The sequence below is a fragment of the Janthinobacterium sp. BCJ23 genome, from assembly GCF_059617945.1.
Map to the genome: position 1 here is coordinate 704,311 of NZ_JCAQAW010000001.1, position 11,999 is coordinate 716,309.

Below are 11,999 nucleotides of genomic sequence, written 5' to 3' on the forward strand. Positions count from 1 at the left end.
GGCAGCACTACGACAGCTTTTTCGCCAGCAGCACGGCATTGCGCCGGTCGCGCTCGGCTTGCACGATGTCCGTCGTGCGCGCTTCCGACAGGCCTACCTCGTGCAATACCGTGGCCGTCAGCTGCAGCGCCGACTCCAGCGCCTCGGGCACGACCAGGGTGGCGCCCGCCAGTATCAGGGCCACGGCATGCGCCTCGTCACGGGCCCGCGCATACACGGGCAGCTGCGGATATTCGCGGCGGATCGATTTCACGGCATGCAGCACGGAGGCCGCATGGTCCATCGTCAGCACGACGGCGGCAGCCCGGTCCGCATTCACCTTTTGCAACAGTTCCGCGCGCGACGCATCGCCGAAATACACGGGGAAACCGCGCGGATGCAGGGTCGTCACCAGGCGCGCGTCGTTTTCAATCGCCACATACGCGATATCCTGCTCCGTCAGCACCTTGGCCAGCAACTGCCCCACCCGGCCGAAACCGGCGATGATGACGGTGCTGCCCTGCGGCGGCAGCGCGCCGTGCGCCAGGTCGGCCAGCTGATGGTGGTGGCGCTGTTCCCACCAGTTGCCGAACGCGCGCGCCGCCTTGGCCAAGGCCGGCGTGGCAAACAGGCTCAGGCCCACCACCAGCATGACGAACTGCGCCACCTGCGGGCCGATCAGCTTGGTGCCGAGCGCATACGCGACGACGATGAAGGCGAATTCGCCGCCCTGACCCAGCAGCACGCCCGTTTCCACGGCGCGCCCCCAGTGAAAGCCGCCGATGCGGAAAATCACGCTGATGACCAAGGTCTTCAGCGCAAACAGGCTCAGCACGGCCAAGGGAATCAGCACGGGCGACTTGAGGATTTCACGCACGTCGATCTGCATGCCCACGGACATGAAGAACAGCCCCATCAGCAAGCCCTTGAAGGGCTCGATCGTCACTTCCACTTCGTGGCGAAATTCCGTTTCCGCCAGCAGCAGGCCGGCCAGCAAGGCGCCCAGCGCCATCGACAGGCCCGCCAGATACGTCAGGCCGGCGATGCCCAGGGTACTGAGCAAGGTCAGGGCCATGAACACGTCGGGCTGGTGCTTCTTGACAAAGAACTGGAACAGCGGGCGGATCACGCGGCGTCCCAGCAGATAGATCAGCAGGATGGCACCCGCCGATTTCACGGCCGCAAAGCTGAGCAGATACGCCAGGTCGTCGCTGCGCCCGCTGGCGAAGACGTCGATCAGGATGAACAGCGGCACCACCATCAAATCCTGGAACATCAGAATGGAAAAGCCCGCCTGGCCGGCCGGCGTCTGCAAGGAACGCTGATCGGTCAGCAACTGCATCACGACGGCCGTCGACGACAGCGACAGCACCAGGCCCAGCACGATGGACGCTTCCAGCGACAGGCCAAAATAATACGCCACGCCGCCGATCAGGCAAGCGCTGACGGCCACCTGCCCCACGCCCGCGCCGAACACCCAGCGCCGCAGCGCCCACAGCCGTTCCGTCGACAGTTCCAGGCCGATCATGAACATCAAGAACATCACGCCCAGCTCGGCCAGGCCGCTCACCTGCTCGGCCCGCACGAACGAGAAATACGTCAGCCACGTAAAATCGCCGGCCCACAGGCCGAAGCCGAACGGGCCGAACAGGGCGCCCACGGCCAGGAAGCCCAGCACCTGGTTGACCTTCAGGCGTTGCAATAGCGGGATAAAAATCCCGGCCAGGGCGAGAAACAGCAGGGTTTCTCGCAAATACGGTAAGGCGTGCTGCTCTTCCAAAATAGTCCTAACTTAATGATATCCATGCCGAATTGGCAATTATTGCATGCTGGGTCGTGGCAAAACAGGCGCACCCGCGATATTTTTTGCCTAAAAGCAACACAGCCGTTCTCTATTTCGGCGGCGCCAGCATGTCCGCGCGGGGACGGTCCCAGCCCGGCACATAGGCGGGGCATGGCCGGCTGCGGAACTGTTGCAATTCGACGGTCGTGAAATTGGGCTGCATGCCAGGATTGAAACGCACGTCCGTCAGCTTGTCCGCATTCAACCTGGGCATGCGCGCAAAGCGGAACCAGGCGTCGACATAGCAATTGTCTTCCTGCAAGGCACGCAAGGCGGCCAGGCTGCCCTCCGCACGGGCGGACACGGCGATGCCGGGCGCCAGTTGCTGCTCCTTCTTGCCCGTCTCGGCCAGCCCGGCCGGGCAGGCGGCGGGCGCCAGCGATGCGGGCAGCAGGCTCAGGGTGCCGCGCCGCAGGGTGTACACGTCCGTCTTGCTGTCGAGCGAGACATAGATCCAGCACAGCGGATTGCTGGGGAAGGCCGTCATCGACACGTCCCACACGCGCGTGCCGGGATCGAGCCGCTGCACGGCCGCCTCGATGCGCGTACGGCCGAGGGCCGACGCCACGCCCTGCGTACCGATGAAGGTGGCGGCCAGCGCGAAAGCCAGCAGCAATGGACCGCGTCCCCGTTCGCCGGCCCGTCCCTGCAGCACGGCCAGGATCACGCCCAGCCCCAGCAGCACGGCCAGCGAGGCGGGCGCCAGATAGGTTTTATAGGTGAAGAAACACAGGGCCGCCGCCAGCCCCGCCAGCAGCACGCTTTTGACGATGCCATAGCGCAAGGACATGATCACTGGCACGCCCAGCAGCACCCAGAACATCGGTTCGACAATGAAGACCATGTCGCCATACAGCCAGCGGCTGTCAAACGGATAGAACGGGTGCAAGCCATAGGAATTGAGGAAATCCATGCTCATGTGCAAGCAGAATCCCAGCAGCAGGCAAGCGGCCAGACCGATGCGGGCGGGCACGCTTTCCTTCAGCAGACGGCGCGCGCCCGGCCATAACAGCCACAGCAAGGCCAGCAAGAGCAGCGCCTGGGGCAAGGCCAGCAGCAAGGTGTGCGTGTGGCCACGGTGGTGCAGCATGTAGCCGAAGGGGCGTGGCAACAACTTGGTCAGCACCAGGTCGAGATCGGGCGCGTTGCTGGCAAACCATGCTGTAAAGAGAAACAGCGCACGCCGGGTGCGCTGTGCGGGGGCTTGCGGCTCGGGCGGCAGGCTGCGGTGTACCAGTTCGCCGACCCCGAGGCCGATGACCGAATGCGTAATATTATCCATCGGGCAATTTTACAGGATGCGGCCACCCCAAGAGCAAAGGCTGGGGTCGTACCCTCAGGTTACGACCCCGGATTCTGCCATTGGGTTTGTTCAATCAAGCGGCTACAGCGCCTGTAAATCTTCCCCGCGCATGCCCACCAGCAAGGCGCGGCCATCGGGCAGCACGCGGAACTCGCCATAGCGCGCCTTTTCCCAGCGCGCCGCCTCGCCTTCCTTGAAGAACCAGGCATCGCTGACCAGCACCCAGTTCCCATCCTTCGGCGTCAGCTCGAGCAGGAATTCGCCGGGCGCCAGCGCCTCTTTGGTGTAGGGGCGCAGCAGTTCCGCCACGCCGCGCGCATCGCGCCTGGCCACGACAAAGGGCCGGCCGGGCGCCCGCTCCACGCTGGCCAACGTGCTCAGCACGCCCAGATTGACGAAATTGAGGCGCATGTAGTCGCCCTGCATCAGCGAGCGGGGATCGACCGGTTCCAGCGCTACGAAGACAGCTTCCCCCTTGGCAATCAGCTGCTCTTTTTGCCAGATGCCGCCATTGGCGACCAGCAGCACCAGCAGCAATCCGCCCAGCACGCCCAGGCGCAAGAAGCGGCGCTCAAGCGCCACGTCCGCCGGTTTGTTTTCCACCAGGTGCAGCACGGCGCCGCGCGTGGCCAGCCACGACAGGGCGCACAGCACGGCGCCCGCGATCGCCAGCAGCGCCGCCTTGCTGGCCAGCGGCCAGGCCAGCTGGTAATAAAAGCTGCCGATGATCCACGCCGCCGCCAGCACGGCCGCCACGGCCACGCGCGAGCGCCCGCTCGTCACGCAATACGCAAGGATCAGCAGCACCGGACCCAGCCCCGGCATGAACCACGCCAGCACGATCAGCACCAGCGCCACGCCGATGGCGGGCAACTGGCGCAGCGCGGGCCAGCGCCACCCCGTCCAGGCGGCAGCGGCCGCGGCCAATACAAGCGACACGCCATTCAAGGCCTGCGCATACCAGGCAATACCCTGGTGCCGGGTCACTTCGCGCGCCACTTCTCCGGCAAAGCCTCCGCCCAACGCGCCGCCCAGCATGAAGGTCATGCCGGACCAGAAGACCAGCCCCAGCAGGATCGCCAATACCCACCCCGTCGACAGCGATTCCAGGAAGGCGGCGACGGGCGCGCCGCGGCCGTCGTTGAACGCTTGCTTCTGCAGCCAGTGGGCGGCCAGCCACAGTGCCAGGGCCAGCATCCAGGCAAAATACAGTTCCGTGGGGTCGTTCTCGAAAATCCAGTCGCGCGTGCTATCGACGATGCCCAGCCCCAGCAAGCCGCAGGCGACCAGTCCCAGCAGCACGCGCAGCCAGTCGCGCGGCAAGGCGGCGGCCACCACCAGGCACGCCAGGCACAGCAGCAGCGACGCCGTCTGCGTGGAATAGTCGCGGTACAGGGCATAGCCGAGCAGGCCGCCGCCCACGAGCAGGCAGGGCACGGCCAGTTGTTCGACGAACAGCGCCACGCCGCGCGTGCGGATCAGCAGCACGGCCACGACCAGCACGATGGCGGCCACGACATACGCGCCGGGACCGTGGCGCACGATGCTTTCCAGGCCCACGCCCAGCGCAATCATCAGGGGAATGGCGGCCAGCCAGGCGCCGAAGGCCGTCATCAGCACCAGCGGCCACGGCCGAACATCCTGCACGGGGCGGGTGGCGTTGGGCGGCAGCAGGCCGGCGCGCGTGGCGTCGTCGATCAGGGTGGCGAGCGCATCGGTTCGTTGAGTATTGATATTGCTCATGCCGCCTCCCGGCGCGTGCGCCACAGTATGCCTTGCACGGTCAGCGCCAGCAGCACGGCGGCCAGCAAGCCCAGCACGGTCAGCGCGCCGACGCCGTCGCCATGGCCGTTGAACAGCACGTGCGTCAGGCCGCCCACCAGCAAGGTGTTGATACCGAGCGCCACGGCGCTCAGGCCGAACACGTCAAAGAACCGGCCCGTGGCCAGCAGGACGCCGGCGACGAGCAGCAAGCCCAGTCCGGCCCAGTACGGCGACTCGATCTCATTGCCGAACAGGGCGCTGACGGCCGTGCCCGTGATGAGGATGGTGGCCAGCACCAGGCCCAGGCGCAGGGCCCAGCTGCCCGCGCCCGTCCAGCGCGCCAGCAGGGGGGAGACAAACGCACAGGCAAGCAGCACGGCCAGCCAGCCGCTGAGGAAAATGCTCAGGTCGGACGAATCGATGCGCCAGCTATGGCGCACATGGGCCTGCATCCACAGCGTGACGGCCGTCGACAGTACCAGCATCCACGGCGTCCACAGCACATCGCTGCGCGCGACAAAACACAGGGGCAAGGCCAGCACGGCCCACAGGGCGAACAGCTGCCACGGATCGGCGCCCGTCTGGTAGGTCTGGCCGAAATACGCGAACAGGCCGCCGATGGCCAGCAAGGCCAGCAGCAACAAGGGAACGCGCGCCTTGGGCACGGCAAACGCGCCCACGCAGGCAGCGGCAAACATGCCTTGCAGCAGGGCAAAGCGGCCCATGCGGCCGAAGTCTTCCCAATTGGCGGCCACCCAGCAGATCAGGCCCATGCCCAGCAAGGCGGCGCCCAGCACGGCCACGCCGCGCGGCAGCCAGTAGGCCAGGCGCGCCGGTTCGCGCTGGAAACCGGCCACTTCCTGCAACTGCCGGGTTTGTTGGGCATCGAGCGCATGGGCCGAGGCGAGTTGGTACACGGCGAGGCGTAAATCCATCGTCTGCTTTCTATTGATTTTTAGTATGGAAAGAAAGTGTCAGCGCTCGACGCTGACGCCGCGCCAGAAGGCGACGTGGCCAGCAATTTGCTTGGCGGCATCCTTGGGCTTGGGGTAATACCAGGCCGCGTTGGCATTGACCTGGCCGTCGACGACGAGGTCGTAATAGCTGGCCGTGCCCTTCCAGGGGCAGACGCTCGTGTGGCTGCTGGGACGCAGGTAGTCCTGCGTCACCGCAGACAAAGGAAAATATATATTGTTTTCAACGACTTGCACCTGCGCATCGGTCGCTTGCGCGATGACGGCGCCATTCCAGCGGGCTGTTGGCATTTGGCTATCCTCCTTCACTGCGGAGTGTAGCCGAAATTAACCGTCATGGCGCGCGCCATTGGCGCCCGGTTCAGGCGCCGGCGATGATCTGGCGCAAGGCTTGCTCGAACACTTCAGGCGGCTGGCCGCCGGAAATCAAATGGCGCTCGTTGATGATGACGGCCGGCACCGAGTTGATGCCGTTCTGCTGATAGAACTGTTCCTGCGCGCGCACCTCGTCCGCATAGGCGTTCGATGCCAGCACGTCGGCCGCTTTCACGGTATCGAGCCCCACCTTGCCGGCCACGGCCAGCAGCACCTCGTGCGAGGATGGGTCCTGCCCTTGCGTGAAATAGGCATCGAACAGCGCCATCTTGAGTTCCTTCTGGCGCCCTTCCAGGGCGGCCCAGTGCAACAGACGGTGGGCATCAAACGTGTTGTAGATGCGGCCGCGCTTGTCCATGGCGAAGGTAAAGCCCAGCTGTTCGCCGCGCGCGCGGATCGCTTCGCGCGATTGCGCCATCTGTTCCGGAGTGGAACCGTATTTGCGGGCGATGTGTTCGCCGATATCCTCGCCTTCGGGCGGCATGTTGGCGTTCAGCTCGAAAGGCTGGAAGTGGATGTCGGCCTGGACGGTGTCTTGCAGCTTGTCCAGCGCCTGCTCCAGCGATTTCAGGCCGACCACGCACCAAGGGCAGGAAACGTCGGAAACGAAATCGATACGGACGGGAGTGGGAGTGGCGGAGGAGGTAGAAACAGTCATGGTGGGCAGCCTTTGCGCGAGTCGGTGGCGGCCGCACCGCGCGGCGCCGCAAGGTTGGGGTCAGACCCGACGGGTCTGACCCCGGCATTTTACTTTTTCTTAACGGGCGCCTTGGCCGCATCCTTCTTGCCGCCGATCTTGCTTTCCTTGCCAGAGAGCAAGTTCGCGATGTTCTGGCTGTGGCGGTAAGCGAGCAGCACGCTCATGACGATGACGGACAGCAAGATGGGATCGACGCCGAACAGCAAGCCATAGTAAAACGGCGCGAACAGGGCCGCCACCAGGGCTGCCAGCGAAGAATAACGGAATGCGTAGGCGATGATCAGCCACGTGGCCAGGGTTGCCAGGCCCAGCCATGGATTGATGCCCAGCAGCACGCCGAGCGCCGTCGCCACGCCCTTGCCGCCGACGAAGCGGAAGAACACGGGCCACAAATGGCCGAGGAAGACGGCGATGGCCACCAGGGCCACGGCCATGTCGCCCACGCCCAGCGCGCCGGCAAAATGGTCGGCCAGGAACACGGCCAGCCAGCCCTTGGCGCCATCGCCCAGCAGGGTCATGATGGCCGCGCCCTTGTTGCCGCTGCGCAGCACGTTGGTGGCGCCCGGATTTTTCGAGCCATAGGTGCGCGGGTCGGCAATGCCGTAGACCTTGCTCATCACCACGGCAAACGATATCGAGCCGAGCAAGTAAGCGGCCACTGTCATTGCCACGGTTGTGATTACTGGATTCATTTCTTCCCTTTATTGTGTTTATTACACCAGCATCGAGGCTGGCGCAGCAGAATATACACCAGCGCCCAGTCCAAGGACAGGGCGGGGACTGGTTTTCTTAATCCTGCAAGGCGCACTGCACCGGCTTGGCTTTCAATAAATCCACGAGTACCTGCGGCGCCAGCGAGACGAGAAAACCGCGCCGCCCGCCATTGATGTAGATGCGCGGCAATTCCAGGATCGATTGCTCCACGTACACGGGCATGGCTTTCTTCGTGCCGAACGGCGAGGTGCCGCCGATCATGTAGCCGGAATGGCGCTGCGCCACGTCGGGCTTGCACGGCTCGACGGATTTGCAGCCGATGGAGCGCGCCAGGTTCTTGGTCGACACCTTGCAATCGCCATGCATGAGCACGATCATCGGCTTGGCCGCCTCGTCCTGCATCACCAGGGTCTTGATCACATCGTGTTCGGGCACGCCAAGTTCGCGCGCCGACACGCTGGTGCCGCCGTGCTCTTCATACGGATACGGGTGTTCTTCGAAGGAAACTTGATGCTTGCGCAGCAACTGCGTCGCCTGGGTTTCGGAAATATGCTCTTTTTTAGCCATGCGTGATACGCTGATCGTTCAGTGAGGAGTGCTAATTATGCAGGAAGAAATCCGCTTTGCCACATTCAATGTCTGCAACCTTGCCCCCGCCGGGGCGAAATTGTATGACAACCTGGAACCGTTGAGCCCGGCGCAATACGCAGCCAAGGCGGAGTGGACGGCGCGGCAGATCGACCTGCTCGACGCCGACGTGATCGGCTTCCAGGAAATTTTCTCGCAAGCGGCCCTGCGCGACGTGCTGTCGCGCACGCGCCATTACCGCGAAGCCACCGTGGCCGGTTACGACGCGATGGATATTGCCGGACGCATGCTGCCCACGGTGGCGCTCGTGTCGCGCCTGCCGCTGGTGGGCGCCGGTGTGGCCTGGGCGGATTTTCCCGCCGGCGTGAGCGTCTCCGCCGAGGACAAGGCCTGCCGCTTCGCCCGCGCGCCCTTGCACGTGCAGGTCATCTTGCCTGGCGGACAGCTCACGGACGTGGTCGTCGTGCACTTGAAATCGCGCCGGCCCGACTACCGCCATGGCGATGGCAACGATGCGGCCGCCTACGCGCTGGCCAACCTGCGCTCGCTGCAGCGGCGCGGCGCGGAGGCCGTGGCCCTACGCGTGCTGGCAAGCGAACTGGGCCATAGCGGCCGTCCCCGCATCGTGCTGGGCGACTTCAACGACATCGCCAATGCCGTCACGACGGCCATCGTCATGGGCGCGGGCGCGCCGTGCGAACCGCATGGTGACATGCCGGAAATGCGCGCGCGCCTGTACGACGCCAACGCCATCCAGCTGCGCCAGGATGCCTTGCGCCACGTGGGCTACACGAATATCCACGACAGCGCCTACATGACGATCGACCACATCCTCGTGTCCGAACATTTTCATCCGGCCTCGCCGCGCGCCATCGGCGTGCTGCAGGAAGTGACGTATCTCAACGACCATCTGCTGCTGGGCTTGCCGCATGCATCCGACCATGGCCAGGTGCTGGCGCGCATCAAGCTGCTGGGAAATATCCATTAACTCATTCACTAATGTAGTAACTTCCCCATAGCACTGCCTTCGACTTGCGCGCTGGCAAAGCGCCCCTGGTATTGCTGGCAGCCCTGCCCCCGCAGATACGCGAGTTGCTGCGCCGTTTCCACGCCTTCGGCGATCACCGTCAATTGCAGCTCGCGCGCCATGGCGATGATGGTGGCGGCGACCGCCGTGTCGGACTCTCCCGCCGCGCCGTCCGCAGCGGCAGGCAGGAACGAGGGGTCGATCTTGAGTTTGTCCACCGGGTAATGGCGCAGATTGGCCAGGCGCGAATAGCCGGTGCCGAAGTCGTCGATGGCCAGCCTGGCGCCCAGCGCGCGCAACTGCGCCAGCACGCCGGCCAAACGTGCGCCGCCCTTCATCAGCAACGATTCCGTCACTTCCAGTTCCAGGCTGGCGGCAGGCAAACCCGACGCGGCCAGCGCTTCTTGTACGCTGAGCAATAAATTATTGTGCAGGCATTGCGCCGGCGACAGATTCACGGCCACTCTCCAGGCATGGCCCGCATCGTGCCAGGCGCGTGCGCGCAGGCAGGCGTGGCGCAGCACCCAGTTACCGATCGACACCATCAAGCCGCATTCCTCGGCCACGGCGATGAAGCGCTCGGGCGGCAGCACGCCCAATTGCGGGTGGCGCCAGCGCAGCAGCGCTTCGGCGCCGAGGATCTGCCCGCTGGCAACATCGAGCGCGGGCTGGAACTCGAGCACGAATTCATCGCGGCCCAGCGCTTCGCGCAAGCCTTGCTCCAGGCTGGCCCGCTCGACGATTTGCGCATTCATTTCGGCATTGAAAAACTGGAAATTGTTGCGCCCGTTTTCCTTCGCGTGGTACATGGCGATGTCGGCGTTGTGCACGAGGGTATCGATGCCGTCGCCATCGCTGGGAAAGATGGCCACGCCGATCGACGTCGACACGTGCAGTTCATATTCGCCCAGCTGGTACAGCTGCGTCACGGCATGCAGCAGGCTGGCCGCCACGTGGGCCACCTGGTCGATGCCGCCCACCTCGGCCAGGATGATGACGAACTCGTCGCCGCCGTGCCGGCTGACCGTATCGACGCCGCGCACGCAGCGCACGAGGCGCCGTGCCACTTCCTTGAGCAGCAAGTCGCCCACGTGGTGGCCCATGCTGTCGTTGATGTGCTTGAAGTGGTCGAGGTCCAGGTACAGGATGGCCAGCATGCTCAGCTTGCGCCGCGCGGCCGCCAGCGCCAGCGACAGCCGGTCCAGCAGCAGCACCCGGTTCGGCAAATCGGTGAGGAAATCGTGCTCGGCCAGGTGGCGCGTGTGTTCCTCGTTCTTCTTGCGCTCGCTGATATCGCTGAGGATGGCCAGGTAATTGCTCAATTGCCCCTGCGGGTCGCGGATGGCCGTCAGCGACAGCCAGGCCGGGTAGCGCCCGCCCGCCTTGCGCTGGCCCAGGATGTCGCCTTGCCAATAGCCGTTCGCCTCGACCTCATCCCACACGTGGTCGAAAAACGCGGGCGCGTCCGGCTCCACGCCGTGCAACACAAAAGGCTTGCCCAGCATATCGTCCAGGCTGTAGCCGCTGATCTCGCTGTACGCGGGATTCATGCTGACGACGCGCTGTTGCGGATCCATCACGACGATGGCTTCGCGCGCATGTTCGACCACCTGTGCCGACAGGTACAGGGCACGCTCGGCGAGTTTGCGCGAGGAAATATCGCGGATCACGGCATAAAACAGATAGGTGTGGTCGAGCGTGACGGACGTGAGCAGCACTTCGCCCCAGAACAGCTCGCCAGTGCATGTCTGATAGCGCCAGTCGTAGCGGCAGTTGCCGTCGGCATGGGCTTGCGCGGCCAGCTGCGTGCCGCGCAACGAGGACAATGCGCCATCGGGCTGGCGCAAGGGCGAAAAGTCGCTGAGGCGGCGCCCCAGCAGCCGTGGCCGGTCTTCGCATCGGAACAGGGCAATGGCGGCCGGATTCGCTTCGGCGATATGCTCGTCGCGCAACAGCAAAATGGCGTCGGCCGATTTCTCGTACAGCTGGCGGAAATTGTCGCCCATCAGCAACAACGCGCCCTGCGCGGCGCCGTCGTGGCCGCCGGCCGTGATGTCGACATCGACGCAGACCACTTGCCGCACACGCCCGGATTGGATGACGGGAAACACGGTGGAGCAGATGCAGCGCGGCGCGGCCCCGTCGGCAGCGAGCTTCCACAGGCGCGTACTGCGCGCCTTGCCGCTTTCCCACACGGCTGCCAGTTCGCCCGCCGCCGCCTCGGCCACGCTGGCGGCGCCGGGCAGCGCGGCGGCCACTGTGGCCCACGGCTGGCCCAGCGCCAATTCGGCCGCCACGCCATACAGGCGCGCCGCGCCAGCGCTCCAGTAGCGCACCATGCCGTCGCGGTCGATGCCGCGCACGGCCAGGCCGGGCGCCTGTTCGATCGCGGCAACGATGATCGACAGCAAATCGAGCGCCTTGCCGGCCGGCCCCGCCTGCGGTTCGGCCGCGGCCAGCAAACGGCCCGGCGACGGGGCGGCTCCGGCAATCCGATCAGACATCAGGCCCCCTGTGGCGCGGCCGCGCGGCAACCGGCGGGCGTATGGCCTGTCCGGTGGCGCAACCATCCCGACCATTCTTGCGCGCCGGCGAATCGGCTTCTTGAGGATGCGCAAGCATCGTGACGCGCATGGCGCGCATGCTGGCCGTGGTCTCCGGTCGCCGTTTTTTGCATTCCAGCCCCGATTTTGTGCAATCTGTCGCATGGCGATGGCGGCCCGGCTTGAATC

10 protein-coding genes are annotated in these 11,999 nt (G+C 65.1%); 1 reads left to right on the forward strand and 9 read right to left on the reverse strand.

Going from position 1 to position 11,999, the window contains the following annotated elements; all coding sequences use genetic code 11:
* Window positions 1-7: 7 nt before the first annotated feature.
* From AC54AG_RS03160 to ybaK, 8 genes are all read right to left on the reverse strand, one after another.
* On the reverse strand, window positions 8-1,759 hold the full coding sequence (locus AC54AG_RS03160) for a cation:proton antiporter domain-containing protein (protein WP_034746925.1): 1,752 nt from the start codon (window positions 1,757-1,759) through the stop codon (window positions 8-10).
* A 112-nt stretch (window positions 1,760-1,871) separates the two neighbouring features.
* Window positions 1,872-3,104, reverse strand: a complete 1,233-nt coding sequence (locus tag AC54AG_RS03165) for a metal-dependent hydrolase (RefSeq protein ID WP_331777037.1) — start codon at window positions 3,102-3,104, stop codon at window positions 1,872-1,874.
* A gap of 102 nt (window positions 3,105-3,206) precedes the next feature.
* Window positions 3,207-4,868 carry a GDYXXLXY domain-containing protein gene (locus AC54AG_RS03170; RefSeq protein WP_496629470.1) on the reverse strand — a complete coding sequence of 554 codons (1,662 nt, stop codon included), beginning with the start codon at window positions 4,866-4,868 and terminating at the stop codon, window positions 3,207-3,209.
* Complete coding sequence (locus AC54AG_RS03175) at window positions 4,865-5,824, reverse strand: DUF2157 domain-containing protein (protein WP_496629471.1); 960 nt, start codon at window positions 5,822-5,824, stop codon at window positions 4,865-4,867. The genes AC54AG_RS03170 and AC54AG_RS03175 overlap by 4 nt, the downstream gene beginning before the upstream one ends.
* A gap of 39 nt (window positions 5,825-5,863) precedes the next feature.
* Window positions 5,864-6,154, reverse strand: a complete 291-nt coding sequence (locus AC54AG_RS03180) for a DUF427 domain-containing protein (protein WP_034746917.1) — start codon at window positions 6,152-6,154, stop codon at window positions 5,864-5,866.
* A 70-nt stretch (window positions 6,155-6,224) separates the two neighbouring features.
* The gene (locus AC54AG_RS03185) at window positions 6,225-6,896 is read right to left on the reverse strand and encodes a DsbA family oxidoreductase (protein WP_456130046.1); all 672 of its coding nucleotides are present in this window, start codon (window positions 6,894-6,896) and stop codon (window positions 6,225-6,227) included.
* Window positions 6,897-6,985: 89 nt separating this feature from the next.
* On the reverse strand, window positions 6,986-7,630 hold the full coding sequence (plsY, locus tag AC54AG_RS03190) for a glycerol-3-phosphate 1-O-acyltransferase PlsY (RefSeq protein ID WP_254798540.1): 645 nt from the start codon (window positions 7,628-7,630) through the stop codon (window positions 6,986-6,988).
* Window positions 7,631-7,727: 97 nt separating this feature from the next.
* Entirely contained in the window at window positions 7,728-8,219 is a 492-nt protein-coding gene (gene ybaK / locus AC54AG_RS03195; RefSeq protein WP_219327864.1) for a Cys-tRNA(Pro) deacylase, read from the reverse strand.
* Window positions 8,220-8,256: 37 nt separating this feature from the next.
* On the opposite strand from ybaK, the gene AC54AG_RS03200 reads away from it, so the two are divergent.
* Window positions 8,257-9,228 (forward strand): endonuclease/exonuclease/phosphatase family protein, encoded by a 972-nt coding sequence (locus tag AC54AG_RS03200; RefSeq protein ID WP_496629472.1) that lies wholly within the window; start codon window positions 8,257-8,259, stop codon window positions 9,226-9,228.
* An 8-nt stretch (window positions 9,229-9,236) separates the two neighbouring features.
* On the opposite strand, the gene AC54AG_RS03205 is transcribed toward AC54AG_RS03200, so the two are convergent.
* Window positions 9,237-11,771: a sensor domain-containing protein gene (locus AC54AG_RS03205; RefSeq protein WP_496629473.1), complete on the reverse strand. Its 2,535-nt coding sequence runs from the start codon at window positions 11,769-11,771 to the stop codon at window positions 9,237-9,239.
* Window positions 11,772-11,999 lie beyond the last annotated feature (228 nt).

Excerpts from the sequence above, each read along its gene's own strand:
- AC54AG_RS03180 (WP_034746917.1), bottom strand. The coding sequence starts at position 6,154 with ATGCCAACAGCCCGCTGGAATGGCGCCGTCATCGCGCAAGCGACCGAT.
- ybaK (WP_219327864.1), bottom strand. The coding sequence starts at position 8,219 with ATGGCTAAAAAAGAGCATATTTCCGAAACCCAGGCGACGCAGTTGCTG.
- AC54AG_RS03185 (WP_456130046.1), bottom strand. The coding sequence starts at position 6,896 with ATGACTGTTTCTACCTCCTCCGCCACTCCCACTCCCGTCCGTATCGAT.
- AC54AG_RS03205 (WP_496629473.1), bottom strand. The coding sequence starts at position 11,771 with ATGTCTGATCGGATTGCCGGAGCCGCCCCGTCGCCGGGCCGTTTGCTG.
- AC54AG_RS03200 (WP_496629472.1), top strand. The coding sequence starts at position 8,257 with ATGCAGGAAGAAATCCGCTTTGCCACATTCAATGTCTGCAACCTTGCC.
- AC54AG_RS03165 (WP_331777037.1), bottom strand. The coding sequence starts at position 3,104 with ATGGATAATATTACGCATTCGGTCATCGGCCTCGGGGTCGGCGAACTG.
- AC54AG_RS03175 (WP_496629471.1), bottom strand. The coding sequence starts at position 5,824 with ATGGATTTACGCCTCGCCGTGTACCAACTCGCCTCGGCCCATGCGCTC.
- AC54AG_RS03170 (WP_496629470.1), bottom strand. The coding sequence starts at position 4,868 with ATGAGCAATATCAATACTCAACGAACCGATGCGCTCGCCACCCTGATC.
- plsY (WP_254798540.1), bottom strand. The coding sequence starts at position 7,630 with ATGAATCCAGTAATCACAACCGTGGCAATGACAGTGGCCGCTTACTTG.